Below are 17,115 nucleotides of genomic sequence, written 5' to 3' on the forward strand. Positions count from 1 at the left end.
TGGTATTTCTAAATCTAGTACCAAATATTATGCTGCCCTCATAGAATCCTTTGATTGACATGTTTCCGGAGTAACTGCTAACCCATTTCCCTCTTTCATTTTTTGTCCACGAACGTGTTGCATTATTAAGTTTAAATGAAATAGAGGCATCTTCATCCGTAACACCAAAATAATCATTCATTGGCATATTAAAAAACACACTCGAAGCACATGTAACCAAAGTGCTTTTTCCTGAACCATTCTGACCTGTAATAGCGTATAATCCCTTGTCTACCGGCAAATCGATTTCAAGGTTAGTAATAGATTTTATTTTATTTATTGCCATATTTAGCTTCATTGTAAATCCCTTATTTTAGACATAACGTAAATTGTACTGCACCATAGTGCTGTGTAACATAGGTAATTTCAGGCTAACATGGGGGAGCGTACATAGCTACAACTGGCAGTACAAACACCCCAATTCGTCAACCACGGTTGTCCTTGGCGTGGATTTGCCCTGGCTGGATGAAATTGTGCGCGCCAAACGGCCACAGCGTTTACCGGCAGTGCTGACGCCGAAAGAAGCGCGTCGCCTGCTGGAACAGTTATCGGGTAGCCAGGCGCTGATAGAAAGGTTGTTATACGGCACTGGAATGCGTCTGATGGAGTGTCTGCGGCTTCGGGTGAAAGACCTCGATCTGGAACGCCACGAAATTACCATCCGCAATCGCCCAGCCCCATAAACAACAGCATCACGCCAGGGTCGCGATGGCGCTCATGGTCGCGCCCAGGACTTCGGCGGCGTCGGCATCGCGATGGAAATGCAGGGGAACGCCATAGCGCAGCAAGGGGTGCTGACGGCGCAACCAGGTCTGCAGATCGGAGGATGCCTGGTTGACGCTGCCGACATGGGCGGGCACCACCGGGGCGCCGCTTTCCCGGACCAGCCAGGCCACGCCTTTCTGGATTTCCGAACGCTGGATACCGCCCTCGGGAAAAATACCGAGCACCCGGCCCTCTTCCAGTATCCGCCGCGCCTGCAGGAGCGCCCGCACATCGCGACGATCACGGCGCACCGGGATACTGTAGGTTTGCTCCAGCAGCCTGCGCATCCAGGGATTATCGTAATATTCCTGAGCAACCAGAAAGGAAACGACCCGCGTGTTACTGGCCACCAGCAGCAGCGGGTCCAGGACGGACACATGATTACAAGCAAGAATGGCTGCCCCTTCGGCCGGGATGGTACTGGGTTCCCAGCGGGCACCCTGATAAAAACGGACATAGGCAGAAAGGAGCCCATGCAGGCTGCGCTGGGTCAGCGACCATTGGCCGATGCTATCGGCAGGCGATGCAGCGGCGCGGGGCATGGCGAGTATCAGGACACCGCCAGCATGCGCTCCAGGGCGAGGCGCGCCTGCGCGGCGGTTTCCGGCTCTACCTGAATCCGGTTGCGCACCCGTCCTTCCAGGAGATTTTCCAGGGAAACGGCCAGCTGCTCGGGATCAATGCGGAACATGGTCGAACACATGCAGACCATGGGTGACATGAATTCCACCGTCTTGCCTTCAACGCGGACCTCATCGGCCAGACGGGTTACCAGGTTGATTTCTGTGCCTACCAGCCACTCACTCCCGGCTGGCGCCGCCTTGACCGTGCGCAGGATGAAATCCGTGGAGCCCACCGCATCGGACATCTGACAGACTTCAAAGGCGGATTCCGGGTGGGCAATCACCTGTCCTTGGGGATGCTCCCGGCGCCAGCGCTCAATGTGGGCAGGCTGGAACATCTGGTGGACAGAGCAATGGCCTTTCCAGAGCAGAATCCGGGCGCGACGGATTTCTTCGGGAGTCAACCCGCCCAGGGGCAGGGCCGGGTCCCAGACGGGCATATCGCGCAGGGGAATACCCAGCTGGTGGCCAGTCCAGCGGCCGAGATGCTGATCCGGGAAAAACAGGGCCTTGGGCCGCTGCTGAAAGGACCACTCCAATACCTTGCGGGCATTGGATGAGGTACACACGGTGCCTCCGTGGGCACCGCAAAAAGCCTTGAGAGCGGCGGAGGAATTGACGTAAGTGACCGGTGTGATGTCCTGCTCCACATCCAGCACCGTGGCGAGTTCCTCCCAGGCGCGCTGCACCTGGGGCATATCCGCCATATCCGCCATCGCACATCCGGCATTCAGGTCAGGCAAAATGCTGGCCTGTTCGGGACGGCTGAGAATATCGGCCACTTCTGCCATGAAGTGGACGCCACAAAAGACAATGAACTCGGCTTCCTGCTCGGCTGCAGCCCGGGATAACTGCAGGGAATCCCCATGAAAATCGGCATGACGATACACTTCTTCACGCTGATAATGATGACCGAGAATGACCGCGCGCTTGCCCAGGGCGGCTTTCGCCCGCCGGATGCGCGCATCCAGATCGGCGCCAGCATTGCGCCGCAAACCCTGCACCATCACTGTTTCTACACCCATAACCACCCTCTCAGGCGCTGTTGCGCGTGCAAAATGATCCTCAACGTTACGAAGCCGCCTGCCCTGCGTCAAGAAAAGTCCCAAACTGACGATAAATCGCATCGCGATTAGTCCAGGATCCGGTGCGTCGGGCCGCCTCGGCTGCTGGCAACCAGGCGAATCTTAGATGTTCTTGGGGCTGCAGTTGCGGCGGCTCCGGGGCAGACAGGGCCAGGGTGAATATACGTTCTTCATTGAACTCCACCTCCGGCGCGTACCTTTCCCGCCAGGGAGGAACTATGGGAAAACGATTGCGCACCCCGGTATCCACTACATTTTCTGCGCTGAATCCAGTTTCCTCATGCAGTTCGCGAACGGCTGCATCCCGCCATGATTCTCCCGGCTCCAGACTGCCGGTAACCGACTGCCAGAACCCCTCTGGTTGGGCACGCTCCAGGAGCAGAACCTGCTCACCGGAATAAATCATGACCAGTACCGACTCAGGGATTTTGAACATCAGCCCCCACCCCGGGGCGCAGACGAATCCCCAGCTCCTGCAACTGCTTGTCCGCCACCACTCCCGGGGCTTCAGTCAACAGACAGCCAGCCTTCTGGGTTTTGGGGAAAGCAATGACATCGCGGATGGTTTCCGCGCCGGACATGAGCATGACCAGACGATCCAGCCCGAAAGCCAGGCCGCCATGAGGGGGCGCGCCATAATGCAGGGCATCGAGGAGGAAACCAAATTTATCCCGCGCTTCTGCGTCACCAATACCCAGCGCCGCAAACACTTTTTCCTGCACTTTTTCCTGGTGGATACGAATGCTGCCGCCACCAATTTCATTACCATTCAGCACCAGATCATAGGCGCGAGCCAGGGCCGCACCCGGATTCTCCGCCAGACTTTCCAGGTGGGCGCTTTGGGGTGCGGTAAAGGGATGATGGGTGGAGGTCCAGCGGTCTTCCTTCTCGTCATAATCAAACATGGGAAAATCCGTGACCCAGACCGGCCGCCAGTCGCCTTCCAGCAGGTTCAGATCAGCGGCCAGACGATTGCGCAGATTGCCCAGCGCTTCGTTGACCACCTTGGCGCTGTCGGCACCGAAAAAGAGCATGTCGCCCACGGCAGCGCCACTGCGCTGAAGAATCTCCTGGAGCACCTCAGGGGTCAGAAATTTGACGATGGGCGACTGTAATCCCTCTGCACCCTGATCGAGGGCGTTGACCTTGATCCAGGCCAGACCCTTGGCGCCATAAATCGCCGTAAACTGGGTGTACTGATCGATCTGGGTACGGCTGAGCTGGGCACCGCCGGGAACCCGCAGGCAAGCCACTCGACCCCGTGGCCGCTCGGCCGCTTCCCGGAATACCTTGAATTCAACGCCGCGCATCAGGTCGCTGAGCTCGGTCAGCTCCAGTGGATTGCGCAAATCGGGGCGATCCACCCCGAAGCGGTGCATGGCATCCGCATAGGTCATGCGCGGAAAGGGGTTCGGCAATTCCACGCCGAGCACCTCCGCAAAGAGGCCGCGAATCATCGGTTCGGCAATCCCCATCACCGCTTCTTCATCCACAAAAGACGCTTCCATGTCGATCTGGGTGAATTCCGGTTGCCGGTCGGCGCGCAGGTCTTCATCCCGGAAACATTTGGTAATCTGATAATAACGATCCATGCCTGCCACCATCAGCAACTGCTTGAAAAGCTGGGGGCTTTGGGGCAGAGCGAAAAAATGGCCGGGCTGGGTCCGGGAGGGCACCAAATAATCCCGCGCGCCTTCGGGGGTGGAGCGAGTCAGGACCGGGGTTTCAATGTCCATGAAGCCGGCGTCATCCAGATAGCGCCGCACATAACGGGTCACCTGATGACGCAGGCGCAGGCGGGCCAGCATTTCCGGGCGACGCAAATCCAGATAGCGGTATTTGAGGCGCAGATTTTCGGCGATGTCCTCTTCATCCAGCGGAAAGGGAACCGGCTCGGAGCGATTGAGGATTTCAATGCGCGCCGCCATAAGCTCGACCTTACCGCTGGGCATCTGGGGATTTTCAGTGCCTGCTGGACGCGCCCGCAGGACTCCCTCGACACTCAATACGAATTCACTGCGGCATTCGTTGGCCGCAGCAAAGGCTTCCGCCTGATCGGGATCCGCCACGACCTGGACCAGCCCCTCCCGATCCCGGAGATCAATAAAAATCACCCCGCCATGATCGCGCCGGCGCTGCGCCCAACCACATAAACGGACAGTCTGCCCGATCAGATTTTCGTTAATGCCATTACAATAATGTGTCCGCATGCTGCGTCCCGTGTAGTCCGTCCAAATGCCTCATCAAACAACAAAAGGCCGCCTGACCGGCGGCCCGTGCACAATCTAGCCCCGCTGCAGGCGTTACGTCAATGACAGGCGCAACTGCCGCCAGGACAGGCGGGTGCCGCACTGGCGGCTTCACTTTTAGCGGAGCCACTTTTGCTGCCCTTGAAATCCGTCTCATACCAGCCCGATCCCTTCAATGCAAAAGCTCCGGCACTGAGCTGGCGCTCCAGACCCGGTTTGCCACAGGCCGGACAATCCGTCAGCCGCGCATCACTCATGCGCTGTTCCGCGCTCAAGTGATGTCCACAGTCCTTGCATACATACTCATATGTTGGCATCGTATCGACTCCGTATTAGGTTGTAACAGAATATGCCATTTAATACGTCTTCAGGCACCATTTTTCAAGTGTTCTGTGCGTCGCACAGTTAGTTAGGTAATTAAGTCATGTCCATCGCGCCTGAGCTGCATAACGCCCTGCAAACCCTGATCGCCCTGCTGGCCATTCTCAATCCCATCGGGGCCATTCCCATATTTATTGCCCTGACTGCGGACGAAGATCCGGCCCAACAACTGGCAACCATCAAACTGACTTCCCGATCTGTCGCCATCGTGCTGCTCATTGCCGCCTTTCTGGGAGAGTACATCCTGCAGTTTTTCGGCATCAGCATCGCTGCCTTTCAGGTGGCCGGCGGCATGGTGCTGATGCTGTTGGCTTTCAACATGTTACAGGCAAAATCCAGCCGCTATCGTCATACCCCAGAAGAAACTGCCGAAGGTATGAGCAAGGAAGCGGTAGCGGTGGTCCCTCTCGCTATCCCCTTAATGGCGGGTCCAGGCACCATGGTTACGGTGATTATTGCCCACCACAAAAACGCCTCCTGGCTTGCCAGCGGCTTGCTGGTCCTGGATATTCTCATTATTGCCGGAGTCGCTTATGTGGCCCTGCGCCTGGCACGACCCCTGTCGCGCCGCTTGGGGGTGACCGGCATCAACATCTCTACCCGCATATTTGGACTGGTGCTCGCGGCCATTGCTATCACCTTTATTGCCAATGGCCTAGCGGCACTGTTCCCGGGTCTCGTGCATGTCAGCGCCTCCTGATCAGGGTTTGAGGTCGCGACCAATCCCGTATTTGAATCGCCGTACCGGCAGATACCAGCGCAGTCCATCCAACAGCATCAGGGCCCCCGCCCCGATCAGCACATAGTCGCTGAAACCATAGGGAGTGGCTCCAAGTATTTTATGAATGGCCAGCCCCAGACCGATAAAGGCCACCCCCGTGCGAATCAGGGAAAGCCCGGTGCGCGCCCGGGCGTAGGACGTCCGGTGGCTGGCGGCGATGGTGCGTTGGGCAGCGAGCATATTGCGTTCCCGCGCCAGATGGGTCCTTTCCTTGCTGGCCGGAACCGGACGCAGAATGGAACAATAATTTGGAATGGCCGCAGCCAGTTGCGCCAAAGCACTATCATCTTCTGCTTTTACAGGAGCCTCGGGCAGATGATAGCGATCGGTGAAACGCACATTTTCGGTGGTTATATCTATGAGGGCCCGCTGACAGGGCAGGTCCATACTGGCGCTACGGACTTTCAGATAATCCAGCAAACCGATGAGCGCCAGGCCGATGCCCACCAGCAAAATCCACAAGTGATAAGTGGCCAGCAGATTGTCGGTGACCCGGGTCAACACATTGGAAAGAGCAACCATGGCCAGACCCCAGCGCAGCAGTTTCATGGAAGTCCGGGCGCGGGCATGGGCGGTGCGGTGGGCGGCGAGCTTGGTGCGCCAGTGCGCCATGGTATTACGCCACCAGGCAAGGCCGGTCCGCTCAATACCAATGAGCAAGGAGGCTTCAGCGTGGAGATAGTCTTGCATATACCAGCGCAGATCTTCCTTGAGCGCCACCCGATACTCGTAGCTTTTTGCGGGAATCAAGCGCCCTACCTGTGCCCGCATCTGCTCGCTATGGGGGTCAGCGGCAGCAATGACCACGGTATCTCCCAACTGCCGGATCGGGAACCACTCCCCGGTTCGCAGCACCTGGCTATCCAGGCCGGCAAAAAGCTCCGTAGGAACCGGCAGACGCTCGTCATACTGGATGAAAGTGCAGCCATAATGGCGGCTCAGAGCATCCAAAAGCGCACAGCGCGTTATGCCACACTCTTTCAGTAAAATACGCTCAGCATCAATGCTGCGTCGGGCGGCACTGGCGATCACTTCCTGCAGCTGCTCGGCGCTGAGGAGCTCCTGCTCAACTAAAGGGGCATAGGGAGACATTTCAATGTTCATGGGAGTAGTGGGTGCGCTTCCAGGCGCTTTTCGGAAGGCTGTAATCGGCGTCGGCAATTTCAAAATCACTGTCGACAAAGGATGAACGGCGTTTGACCTTTTCTGCGGGCAGATACCAAATCAGGCCATCGACAATCAAGTAAAGACCAATCAGCATCAGAAGGATATCAAAAACGGTCCAGAGAATATCGACATGACCCGTAAAGCCAAAATAAATATAGAGCCCGGCGCCAACAGTCATGATGCTGAAGCCGGTGCGGATGAAAGCCATTCCGGTACGCGCACGCGCCATGACGGTGCGCAAACGCGACATGACATTCCTTTTGTCGGCAAGCACGGTGCGTTCCAGGGCCAGACCCGTCGTTGCAAAAACCCCGGGGCAGGCCTGCTCGCCATTAGCCTCGGCCACCGGGTCGAGTTTGCGGGTATAAAGACACAAGGATGGAAAAATCAGGTCCCAGGGGCCACGCTTACCGTAGGCATTCTCCACGGCTTCCAGCGCACGATTGGCGGCATCGCGCCCAGGATGATACCAGAGAAACCCCTCCACCAGCATGAAAAGACCAATGGCAATCAGACTCCAATCAAATACCGACCAAGGCCCGGGAGGAAACTTGCGAATGAAGCCGATACCAATGGCAGCAAAGGCCACACCCGTACGAGCAAACGCCAGTCCAGTTCGGGCCTTGGCCATCATCGTGCGCAAGTAGGCCAGAATCGTCCGCTCTTCGGCCAGATCGGTCCGGTCGTTGGCCAGAAACCGGCGTCTTTCGACGGGAGACAAAGCATCCCAGGCTTCGCGCAGGGCGGCAGCCCCCGCAACCACCGGACTCCGCTGGAAAAGCATCTGCCCGCCCGGATCCTGCACATCCAGGGCCGAGTAGTTTTCGGGGACCGCATAGGGACGATAGATTTTGATGGCGTTCGACTCTTTCCGTGCCGGGAGATACCAGAGTAGTCCGTCGATCAAGGCAAGAATCCCGAAAACCATTAACGGAATTTCAAAAAAAAGCCAGGTGCCACCGCCGAACAGCCGCAAAAAAGCGACACCGATACTGGTCAAGGCTACCCCGGTCCGGGCCAGGGCCAAACCGGTACGACTGCGGGCAAAAAGTGTCCGTTGCGCAGAATATCGCGTGCGCAGCCCAGCCAGATAGGTTCGCACCTTGGCCAGTGGTGTCCGCCCGCCGCTGACGGGGAAATGATCGTTGAGGTCCGCACTGTTTTCGATGAGGCGGATCAGGTCGGGGCGGGTCGCGACCCGAAAGGTCAGTTTTTCAACACCGAGGATCTTGCGGATGCGGGCCTGCAAATCGGCATTCTGGGGATCACAGACAATAACCTCCGCCTGATCTGCCGTCCAGGCTACGGGCAACCATAATTCCGTTCTGAGGGTGTCCACATCCAGCTTGCGCAGGATGCCCTGTGATGCGGTCAATCCTTCCTCATATTCCACCACAGGCCAGGGATAGCGGCTCGACAACTCATCGAGTTGCTGCTCTTTTTTTAATGTTTCTGCGTTGATTGTCTTACTCCAAAATTGTTCAGCGACAATAACCCGTTGTCGGATCATCTTGTGCACAGCGGCTTATGCAAACCGCTTATTATAAGCAAAACAGAGGAGCAGTGACTAGATCGGTTGATCCGGGCCTGGAAAAGGCGGTGGGCGAAGAAGCCTTGGCTCCAACGTCCCTTGCCTGTTGTTCTAGGGCTCATCCCGCTGTCAGGCGAAAACTCACCCTTCGGGTTCAGACAGTTCGCCTGCCGGGCGCAGGATTTCGCCAAGAACAACAACGGCTCGGGCCAAAGTCGCCAAGGCTTCTTCGCCCACCGCCTTTCCTCACCCCATGAAAAAAAGGATGCACGGGTAGCTTGCTACCTTGTACATCCCAAGGACGGAAGAACGATCAATAAGGGTGCTTCAGGGTTTTACATAGGCAAAACCGGCATGCTCCAGCTGCATGATCCGCACGATACCGGCGGGAACAATCACTACCGACGGATCGAGCTTGGGTAAATGACCGGTTTTTTTCTTGAAGGCTTCCATACTGTTGTGACAGACATCAAATTCCACACCCTCGGCATTAATTGCCGCAATCCGACTCGCTACCGGGCTGTTGGGCAGATACACCTTGATACCAGGACCAAAAGCCACAACCACGACCTGAACCTTTTCCTGCCCAAAGTAATTGAGCAGATTCTGAGCGTTATTTAAAGCCAAATTCCAGCGGGCCGGATTATCCTGACTGATTTGAATGACCACATGATGCTCGGCAAAAGGCAGGTTATGAATAAACGTAGGATGATTAAAATGAAAATCGTGGAGCATGGAAACATTAGCTGAATCGACGTTAGCTGAGGCCGCCGTCATACCCAGCAAGCCCATGACCGGCATCATACTGGCGAACACGGCCGCTTTCATGAAATTCTTCAAGGACATCGCTTTCTCCTTACTGTGAGCATTAAAGGGCAATCAGAACCTATATGGCACATTCGTTATCCATCACATCGGAAATTCTGTGCGCATTCGGATAAGATGGGTATGACACATCCAACATCCGGGAATAACAAACTGCCATGATTTTTTTCACGCGGCATGAACCTGTGACTCCACGCTCATGGAGAACTTATGACTGTGGTCCATTTTCCTTCACCTCGCGATCTTATGGCTGTATTTTAAGTTTATTTGAAACAACTCATTTAAACTTTCTGACAAAACTACAGCAATCTTCATGCCATAAAAATGTGCATGATTTCTCTTGAGGTTTTTGTATTGGCGGACAAAATAGCACAGCTCTTTGTGCTTAAAAGGACAAAGCAAACTCGCGGTATTTGTATATTACGAATTACTGATCAATTGCTGCTCAATTTGTTCCAGGCTAAGGCCTTTGGTCTCCGGTACCATTTTCAGGGTAAAAATGATGGCCAGCAAGGCCATTGCGGCATAAATCAAAAAAGTGCCCCCCCGACCTATGGCACCCACAAGGTCCAGAAAAACACCGGCCACCAGCATGTTGGCGAGCCAGTTGATGACCGTGGCGAGACTCATGGCGCGCCCGCGAATGGCAAGGGGGAAGATTTCCGAAATCAGCAGCCAGAATATCGGGCCGATACTCATGGCGAAAGAGGCCACAAAAATCGCCGAGACCAGAACGATGAGGATAGCCCCCGCCAACCCTTGCAGGGGCAGCAAAAATCCTGCAGAAAGGAGTAACAAACTGATCAACATGCCCCACAGCCCCCACAACAACAGCTTGCGGCGGCCCAGACTGTCCAGAAACCGCATGGCCAGGACTGTCGCCAACACATTGACTAACCCAATACCACCGGTTGCCAGAATGGCCATGAACGGGGAAGACAAGCCCGTTTCCTGAAAAATCCTGGGCGCAAAATACAATACCACATTGATTCCGGTCACTTGCTGGAAAACCGCAAGTCCCAGACCAATAATCATCAATCTGCGCAACTTCGGGTTGCGGAACAGCTCCGGCAAGCTGGTGCTCCGGGCATTATTTTCTGCGCCACCCTGCTGCAGGGAATGCAGCTCTGCTGTCACCTGCATCGTGCTCCGCAAATATTGCAGCGCCGCTGCAGCCCGGATAGCAAGTCCTTGCTGGATGAGCCAGCGCGGACTTTCGGGTAATACCCACATCCCCACAAAAAGAAGAATGGCGGGTAAGGCGCCCAACCCCAGCATCCAGCGCCAGCCGCTGGTAACATTGGCAAAAAGCAGGTTTACTCCGTAGGCAACGAATATCCCGATACTGATGTATAACTGATTGATGGTCACAATGGCCCCGCGTCTTGCGGGAGTAGTGATTTCAGCCAGATAGAGAGGGGTCACGGTCGAAGCCAAGCCGATGGCGAGCCCCACCAGAACGCGACCCAGGAAGAGCAACAACACCGTATTCGCCAGGGCCGCCAAAACACTCCCCAGCACGAATATGGCGGCGGTCGCCAGCAAAACCCGGCGGCGCCCCCAGCGATCGGCGAGCATTCCAGCAATGGCGGCGCCCAGCGCTGCCCCTCCCAGAGCTACTGCCACAAACGCACCCTGCAAGCTGCCATTCAGTTGAAAGGTATGTGTCAGAAACAGCAATACTCCAGCTACTATCCCGGTACCATAGCCAAAAAGCAGCCCGCCCAGACCAGCAATGACTGCAATCAGAACAAAGCGTCGATCCTGGTGTTTTTCAGACGCCTCGGGCTGCCCCATGTCACCCCCTCAATGGCGAATTATGCCAAGCGTTGCCCGTCATCGGGATCGAAAAATACGGCACGCTCCATATGAAAGGAAAGTGGCGTGTTACTGCCCAGAACCAGCTTTGTCGATGGATGCGCACGGGCTACCAGGGGGGTTTTGTGGAGCCGCGTAAACACCAGGGTATCTGCTCCCGTAGGTTCGGTCATATCCACCTTGAGCTCCATGGTATGCAGAGCACTTCCTTCACGGGCACTGCCCGGATCAGTAATCTGTTCCGGTCGGATACCCAGAATCACCTTGCGATCCACCGCCGTTTTCAGCCCGGACTGGAGAACGGGGGGCAAGGGTAAGCGTGACACCGCTTGGCCTTCTTCACGGACTTCCAGCCAGACGGTGCCTTCGCCCTGGCAAACCGTGACCGGGATGAAATTCATGGAAGGTGATCCCATGAAGCCCGCGACAAAACGATTGGCGGGGTCATTGTAGATGGCATCGGGCGTTCCCAACTGCTGAATGATGCCATCATTCATCACGGCAATCAGATCCCCCATGGTCATGGCCTCAATCTGGTCATGGGTGACATACACCATAGTCGTCTGGAGCTGTTGATGCAGACGCTTGATTTCTGTGCGCATTTCGACACGCAACTTGGCATCCAGATTGGACAGCGGCTCGTCAAAGAGAAACAGCGCGGGGCGTCGGGCAATCGCCCGGCCAATGGCGACCCGCTGTTGCTGTCCGCCCGAGAGCTGGCGGGGACGGCGATCGAGTAGATGATCCAGCTGCAGCATGTGCGCCACATCCTGGAGGATCTGTTCGCGCTCTTCCTTGGGCACATGGCGGTTCACGAGCCCAAACAAAATATTGTCGCGCACTGACATGGAGGGATACAGGGCGTAAGACTGAAATACCATGGCGATATCCCGGTTTTTGGGACTCTGATCGTTCACCCGTCGATCATTGATCAAAATATCACCAGCGCTTTCTCTTTCCAGACCGGCAATGATATTCAGCAATGTCGTTTTTCCACAGCCCGAAGGTCCCACCAGAATCAGAAACTGGTTTTCTTCGGTTTCTATATTGATCCCATGCAGCACTTCGTCCTTGCCAAAGGTTTTATGAATATTCTTGAGTATCAGGCGTCCCATGCTTATCCCTTTACGGCGCCAGCCGTTAGTCCACGAACAAAGTATTTACCCGCTATCAAATACACCAACAAAGTGGGCAATGCCGCAAAAATAGCAGCAGCCATATCCACATTCCACATATGGACGCTGGTCACCGTATCCACCAGATCATTGATGGCCACTGTAACCGGTTGCTGTCCCCCCTGGGTAAATACCACGCCAAAAAGAAAATTGTTCCAGATCATGGTGAACTGCCAGATCGCCGTAACCATGATGATGGGCGTACTCACCGGTAACATGATCCGGAAAAAAATGCTGAAAAATCCAGCTCCATCCACGCGCGCGGCCTTGATCAGGTCATGGGGAATACCCACGTAATAGTTACGAAAAAACAGCGTCGTAAATGCCAGACCGTAAATCACATGCACCATCATCAAACCGGGAACCAGGGTTCCGGCTATGCCGATTCGCCCCTGCACCCAAGCCATGGGTAACAGAACAATCTGGAAAGGGATGATTGTTCCCAGTAGAAGCATATAGAAAAATATATTGGAGCCACGAAAACGCCAATGGGTCAAAACATAGCCATTAAAAGCACCGATAGCCGTGGAAATAATCACTGCAGGAATCACCAGAATAAAAGAATTCAGGAAATAACCATGAATACCTTCACTGGCAGCGCCGATAGTGGCAGCACTCCAGGCGTGAATCCAGGCTGAAAAATTCAGACTGTCGGGCAAAGCCAGGATACCGGTTGAATACACTTCTGGCATCGTCTTGAAAGCAGTCACCAGCATAACGTAAAAAGGCAGCAGGAAAAACAGAGCCGCCAAGGTCAACACGCCATAAATCAGCCATCTTCCGGGACTAAAAGCAGATGAAATTCGCATCAGGCTTGCCTCCGTGAGTCCAAAAGCAAAAAGGGCAACACAAAGATCATCATGATCACCAGCATCATGAGAGCGCTGGCAGCTCCCACTCCCATTTCACCCCGTTGAAACGAAAAAACATACATAAAAATGGAGGGAACATTGGTGCTGTATCCCGGTCCGCCCCCGGTCAACGCAATAATCAAGCCGAAGCTTTTGATGGCGAGCCCTACCGATAAAACCAACGCCACAAAAAAAGTGGGCGCGAGACTGGGTAAAATCACCCGTAGATAAATCCGCCCTGTGCTGGCACCATCAATTTGGGCCGCCTTGACGATTTCAGGACTGACACCACGCAGTCCTGCCAAAAAAATGGCCATCATGAAACCGGTGGTCTGCCATACGGCAGCAATCACGACGGTATAAATCGCCATATCGGGATTATCAATCCAGGCAAAGGCAAAATGGGGAAAGCCCATGGAGCGGACAATCGCCTGAATACCAAAACCGGGATCCAGCAGCCAGCGCCAAGCTACCCCGGTGACTACCGCCGAGAGTGCCATGGGATACAGAAAAACCACCTGATACAACCTTTCCGCTTTGACTCGCTGATCCAACAAAATGGCCAGCCCCAAACCAATTCCCACGGAAATCAGTACATAAAGCCCGCCGAAAATGCCGAGGTTGCTTAACGAGCGCCACCAGCGCGAACTTCCAAAAAGATCATAATAATTGGCAAGACCGACAAAATGATTGCTCGGCAAAATCGTCGAGCGGGTTAATGACAACCAAATTGTCCACAAAATGAATCCATAAATAAAAAAAGTTGCGGCCAAAATCGTCGGTGAAAGGACCAGTTTGGCCATTAATTGGTCGCGTCCACTGAATGCTGCTTTCCTGGATGGCATAGTGAGATCCTTTTACAATACAAATCAAGGATAAAAGTCCGGCCTGCCAAGGGCAGGACCGGACAGTAATCAAGCCATCAATCCTGGCTCTTGGCTACCTCAACCCGCTTGGCCATGGCTGCGGCAGCAGCCTGCGGCGTTTCGTTGGAGGTATAGAATTTATCCAGGGAGTCTATGAAAGCACCAGTGGGTGGGCCGTAGGTGGACATGTTCTGGGAAAAGCTGGGTACCAGACCATTCTCCTTACGCGCCACCAGAAACTGCGCCCGGGATTTTTTCTGACAGGCGTTATAACCATTCAGGGATACATTCATCAAATCCGGGATAGAGCCTTTATACTTATTGAAGAGTAACTGGAATTTCGGACTGACCATGGTTTCTGCCAGTTTGATTTCTGCAGCTCGCTTTGCGGGCGTATTTTGCCGGAAGAAAATAAAGCTATCGACGTTGTAAATAAACTCTTTCGCCGTTCCGGGAAAAGCCACGCATCCCACTTGCTGTCCACCAGGAGTCACATGCAGGAATTCAAACTGGCCGTTGGCCCAGTCCCCCATAATCTGAAAGGCCGCTTTTCCATGGGCCACCAGCGCCGTATCGAAATTCCAGGTGCGCCCCGCCAGGGACTTGGGCGTGTAGGCCTCGATGGCGCGCAGCCTTTCCAGGGCCTTGACCATGGTCGGACTGTCTATGGCTTTGGGATCCAGTTTGACAAAGACGTCCTTGTACCAGGTTGGCCCGCCGGTCTCCAGAGCAATGGGATCAAATTCGGTGGCAATCATCCAGCCATTGCCTCCGCCCGCCATGGGGATATAGCCCGCCTTCTTGATCTTGGCGAGATCGGCCATGAGTTCCGGCCAGCTCTGCGGCGCCGCACTGATTCCAGATTTTTTCAGGATGGCGCGATTGTACCAGAGCCAGTTCAGACGATGCAGATCCATGGGTGCGGCCACATAATTTCCCTTGTATTTCATGTAATCATTCACTACAGTCGGGACATTTTTATCCCAGTTACCGGCCTTGGCAGCCGCATCAATATTCGCCAGAAGTCCGGTATGTCCCCACTGCTGAATTTCTACGCCTTTGATTTGTGCCGCACCCGGAATCTGCCCTTCCATGAGTCGGGTTTTCAGAATCGTGCGCGCCTGGGCTCCGCCACCGCCGGCAATGGCATCATTCTGGATATTCACCCCCTTGGCTTTCATCATTTGTACCAGAACGTGCATGGCCTTGGCCTCCGACCCGGCCGTCCACCAGTTGATGACACTCAAACTGGGAGCAGAATCGGCCATTGCCGTTACGGAAAAACCACTGCCAATAGCTACACCAATACACACTGCAAGCATTTTTTTATGCATGGATTTCATTTTATTCTCCTCATCATCAAGTGCTGAAGCTGTCGAATGCGACTTTTTCAGAAGCGATACTTGAAATAAAAGCGGTTGCTGAAATACGGGTTCTGATAATGGGGATAACCCGCCTCGTTTTGCGCCATGGAAATATCCGTATAGTCGGCGATATACAAGCCCTTGAGAATACTCGACAAGTTATAGGACAAGCCCACATCCATAGACCAGAGCTTTTGATCAGGAATGGCTGTTCCCGTCGGAAAGCCATAAGCGCCGCCATAGGAGTAAGCACTGCCACCAAAACCATAGCGGACCAGATAACGAATGAAACTGGCATTCAGCCGGAGTTGATTGGCCAGAAAGCCAAAGTTAGAAGTAATACCATAGGCATATCCTGGTCCATAATCGGAAATACCAGTTTGCATGGTCGTCGTGTAACTGGTGCCACTGAGATCATTATAGGGATGAATCATGCCGCCATGACGAAAGGAGTCATAATTGATCGGACTATAACTCGCCACCAAGGCTACATTATCCTCATGATGGGTACCAAATTTCACGCCAATCCGTCCGCCATACACCTGGGCATCCACGGAATTCGCGTTGAGGGCATGCAAATAACTGGTGCCGGCTCCGGAATTGCCTTCAGATACCACCTGAAAATTGCCAAATAAGGCCGTATTTTTAGTGAGGGGATGGCTGATTCCGGCTTGACCGTAAAACATGTTGGCAAAACCATAAAAGTCGTAATACCAAGCTTGTAGATCAATATGGCTGCCCAAAAACGGGGTTTGGTAACGGGCACCAATGACGTAAAAACCATTGGTATGGTCACTGGTATAACGATTACCGGTAGTAAAGGTCGCACTGTAACGGCTGGCATAACTGTACATGCGCGCGGCCATGAAACTCAGAGTCGCCGGGGAACCGCCCAGAGCCAGCGGACTATTGCCGGACCACTGCCCCGCTTTGGGATGACCAATGATGTCCACCACGGCGCTGACACCGGTAAAAGACCGGGGATTATAGGTATAATAATCCCAGTTGGCGTAAGGCGTGTTGATAAACTGTCGGCCGCCGCGAATCACAAACGGTCCATAGTGATATTGCAGATAGGCCTGGCGCACGATGGCAATCCCATGACTGGGATAAGGTCCTGTCAGCTCCGGATCTTCGTGCTGATAAAAGCCGGTCCAGGTAGCAAAATCTCCGCCTACGCCCAAACTGAAACCAAACAGTTGTGGACTATGCACATACAGGTGTCCACCCAGGGCCATGGAATGGGTGTCCTGGCCACTGTGGGCATGATTCAGATAACTGAAATTAATCAACCCGAGCATGGCCGATATTTTGGTATTGGCAATGACCTTGTCCAGAATATCATTGGACGGAATCAGCGAATTGGCCGGGGTAATGGCCGATTTGTGATTATTGGCAATGGTATTGTCCAGAAAGCTATGGGACGGAGCAGCAGCTTGGGACAAACCCGGGGCACCAAGAGCAATGGCACAGGCCATTGCCAGACTGCCGTTTAGAATATGCTTGGATAATTTCTTTCCAGGCCGGGATTTACGATTTTTGTAGTTGTTGGTCATGGCACTCTCCTTATTTTCAATATTCATTAGCACCCTTAT

At 54.3% G+C, this 17,115-nt stretch carries 17 protein-coding genes; 2 read left to right on the plus strand and 15 right to left on the minus strand.

The window, feature by feature from the left end; translation table 11 throughout:
* The coding region (locus tag B1757_RS14045; RefSeq protein WP_172437739.1) for an ATP-binding protein at positions 1 to 337 on the minus strand (337 nt) is incomplete at its 3' end.
* Positions 338 to 485: 148 nt separating this feature from the next.
* Here B1757_RS14045 and B1757_RS14050 point away from each other — a divergent pair.
* Positions 486 to 722, plus strand: a complete 237-nt coding sequence (locus B1757_RS14050) for a tyrosine-type recombinase/integrase (protein ID WP_253253877.1) — start codon at positions 486 to 488, stop codon at positions 720 to 722.
* Between the two features lie 9 nt (positions 723 to 731).
* Here the strand turns inward: B1757_RS14050 and B1757_RS14055 are convergent, their stop codons facing one another.
* The 5 genes from B1757_RS14055 to B1757_RS14075 form a co-directional block, all read right to left on the minus strand.
* Complete coding sequence (locus tag B1757_RS14055) at positions 732 to 1,346, minus strand: lysophospholipid acyltransferase family protein (protein WP_101538919.1); 615 nt, start codon at positions 1,344 to 1,346, stop codon at positions 732 to 734.
* A gap of 8 nt (positions 1,347 to 1,354) precedes the next feature.
* Positions 1,355 to 2,452, minus strand: a complete 1,098-nt coding sequence (gene nadA, locus B1757_RS14060; protein ID WP_101538920.1) for a quinolinate synthase NadA — start codon at positions 2,450 to 2,452, stop codon at positions 1,355 to 1,357.
* Positions 2,453 to 2,498: 46 nt separating this feature from the next.
* Positions 2,499 to 2,948: a dihydroneopterin triphosphate diphosphatase gene (gene nudB / locus B1757_RS14065; RefSeq protein ID WP_101538921.1), complete on the minus strand. Its 450-nt coding sequence runs from the start codon at positions 2,946 to 2,948 to the stop codon at positions 2,499 to 2,501.
* The gene (gene aspS, locus B1757_RS14070; protein ID WP_101538922.1) at positions 2,932 to 4,722 is read right to left on the minus strand and encodes an aspartate--tRNA ligase; all 1,791 of its coding nucleotides are present in this window, start codon (positions 4,720 to 4,722) and stop codon (positions 2,932 to 2,934) included. The genes nudB and aspS overlap by 17 nt, the downstream gene beginning before the upstream one ends.
* A gap of 98 nt (positions 4,723 to 4,820) precedes the next feature.
* Positions 4,821 to 5,078, minus strand: a complete 258-nt coding sequence (locus B1757_RS14075) for an FmdB family zinc ribbon protein (protein ID WP_101538923.1) — start codon at positions 5,076 to 5,078, stop codon at positions 4,821 to 4,823.
* Between the two features lie 107 nt (positions 5,079 to 5,185).
* On the opposite strand from B1757_RS14075, the gene B1757_RS14080 reads away from it, so the two are divergent.
* Entirely contained in the window at positions 5,186 to 5,842 is a 657-nt protein-coding gene (locus tag B1757_RS14080; RefSeq protein WP_101538924.1) for a MarC family protein, read from the plus strand.
* On the opposite strand, the gene B1757_RS14085 is transcribed toward B1757_RS14080, so the two are convergent.
* From B1757_RS14085 to B1757_RS14125, 9 genes are all read right to left on the minus strand, one after another.
* Positions 5,843 to 7,027, minus strand: coding sequence for a GspE/PulE/PilB domain-containing protein (locus B1757_RS14085; protein WP_101538925.1), 1,185 nt, complete (start codon positions 7,025 to 7,027; stop codon positions 5,843 to 5,845).
* Positions 7,017 to 8,600, minus strand: a complete 1,584-nt coding sequence (locus tag B1757_RS14090) for a GspE/PulE/PilB domain-containing protein (RefSeq protein ID WP_101538926.1) — start codon at positions 8,598 to 8,600, stop codon at positions 7,017 to 7,019. Before B1757_RS14090 ends, B1757_RS14085 begins: the two co-directional genes overlap by 11 nt.
* Positions 8,601 to 8,948: 348 nt before the next feature.
* The gene (locus B1757_RS14095) at positions 8,949 to 9,467 is read right to left on the minus strand and encodes a DsrE family protein (protein WP_101538927.1); all 519 of its coding nucleotides are present in this window, start codon (positions 9,465 to 9,467) and stop codon (positions 8,949 to 8,951) included.
* A 399-nt stretch (positions 9,468 to 9,866) separates the two neighbouring features.
* Entirely contained in the window at positions 9,867 to 11,243 is a 1,377-nt protein-coding gene (locus tag B1757_RS14100; RefSeq protein ID WP_101538928.1) for a sugar porter family MFS transporter, read from the minus strand.
* A 20-nt stretch (positions 11,244 to 11,263) separates the two neighbouring features.
* Complete coding sequence (locus tag B1757_RS14105; protein ID WP_101538929.1) at positions 11,264 to 12,379, minus strand: ABC transporter ATP-binding protein; 1,116 nt, start codon at positions 12,377 to 12,379, stop codon at positions 11,264 to 11,266.
* 2 nt (positions 12,380 to 12,381) lie between these two features.
* Complete coding sequence (locus B1757_RS14110) at positions 12,382 to 13,248, minus strand: carbohydrate ABC transporter permease (protein WP_216360885.1); 867 nt, start codon at positions 13,246 to 13,248, stop codon at positions 12,382 to 12,384.
* Positions 13,248 to 14,135, minus strand: a complete 888-nt coding sequence (locus B1757_RS14115; RefSeq protein ID WP_101538930.1) for a carbohydrate ABC transporter permease — start codon at positions 14,133 to 14,135, stop codon at positions 13,248 to 13,250. Before B1757_RS14115 ends, B1757_RS14110 begins: the two co-directional genes overlap by 1 nt.
* Before the next feature lie 77 nt (positions 14,136 to 14,212).
* On the minus strand, positions 14,213 to 15,499 hold the full coding sequence (locus B1757_RS14120; RefSeq protein WP_101538931.1) for an ABC transporter substrate-binding protein: 1,287 nt from the start codon (positions 15,497 to 15,499) through the stop codon (positions 14,213 to 14,215).
* 47 nt (positions 15,500 to 15,546) lie between these two features.
* Positions 15,547 to 17,076: a hypothetical protein gene (locus B1757_RS14125; RefSeq protein WP_253253878.1), complete on the minus strand. Its 1,530-nt coding sequence runs from the start codon at positions 17,074 to 17,076 to the stop codon at positions 15,547 to 15,549.
* Positions 17,077 to 17,115: the final 39 nt, after the last annotated feature.

This window comes from Acidithiobacillus marinus, assembly GCF_002847505.1.
In the GTDB taxonomy this organism is placed as follows: domain Bacteria; phylum Pseudomonadota; class Gammaproteobacteria; order Acidithiobacillales; family Acidithiobacillaceae; genus Acidithiobacillus; species Acidithiobacillus marinus.

Bases quoted from the DNA above. Each gene is read 5' to 3' on its own strand.
- B1757_RS14055 (WP_101538919.1), bottom strand. From the start codon at position 1,346: ATGCCCCGCGCCGCTGCATCGCCTGCCGATAGCATCGGCCAATGGTCG.
- nadA (WP_101538920.1), bottom strand. From the start codon at position 2,452: ATGGGTGTAGAAACAGTGATGGTGCAGGGTTTGCGGCGCAATGCTGGC.
- nudB (WP_101538921.1), bottom strand. From the start codon at position 2,948: ATGTTCAAAATCCCTGAGTCGGTACTGGTCATGATTTATTCCGGTGAG.
- aspS (WP_101538922.1), bottom strand. From the start codon at position 4,722: ATGCGGACACATTATTGTAATGGCATTAACGAAAATCTGATCGGGCAG.
- B1757_RS14075 (WP_101538923.1), bottom strand. From the start codon at position 5,078: ATGCCAACATATGAGTATGTATGCAAGGACTGTGGACATCACTTGAGC.
- B1757_RS14080 (WP_101538924.1), top strand. From the start codon at position 5,186: ATGTCCATCGCGCCTGAGCTGCATAACGCCCTGCAAACCCTGATCGCC.
- B1757_RS14085 (WP_101538925.1), bottom strand. From the start codon at position 7,027: ATGAACATTGAAATGTCTCCCTATGCCCCTTTAGTTGAGCAGGAGCTC.
- B1757_RS14090 (WP_101538926.1), bottom strand. From the start codon at position 8,600: ATGATCCGACAACGGGTTATTGTCGCTGAACAATTTTGGAGTAAGACA.
- B1757_RS14095 (WP_101538927.1), bottom strand. From the start codon at position 9,467: ATGTCCTTGAAGAATTTCATGAAAGCGGCCGTGTTCGCCAGTATGATG.
- B1757_RS14100 (WP_101538928.1), bottom strand. From the start codon at position 11,243: ATGGGGCAGCCCGAGGCGTCTGAAAAACACCAGGATCGACGCTTTGTT.
- B1757_RS14105 (WP_101538929.1), bottom strand. From the start codon at position 12,379: ATGGGACGCCTGATACTCAAGAATATTCATAAAACCTTTGGCAAGGAC.
- B1757_RS14110 (WP_216360885.1), bottom strand. From the start codon at position 13,248: ATGCGAATTTCATCTGCTTTTAGTCCCGGAAGATGGCTGATTTATGGC.
- B1757_RS14115 (WP_101538930.1), bottom strand. From the start codon at position 14,135: ATGCCATCCAGGAAAGCAGCATTCAGTGGACGCGACCAATTAATGGCC.
- B1757_RS14120 (WP_101538931.1), bottom strand. From the start codon at position 15,499: ATGAAATCCATGCATAAAAAAATGCTTGCAGTGTGTATTGGTGTAGCT.
- B1757_RS14125 (WP_253253878.1), bottom strand. From the start codon at position 17,076: ATGACCAACAACTACAAAAATCGTAAATCCCGGCCTGGAAAGAAATTA.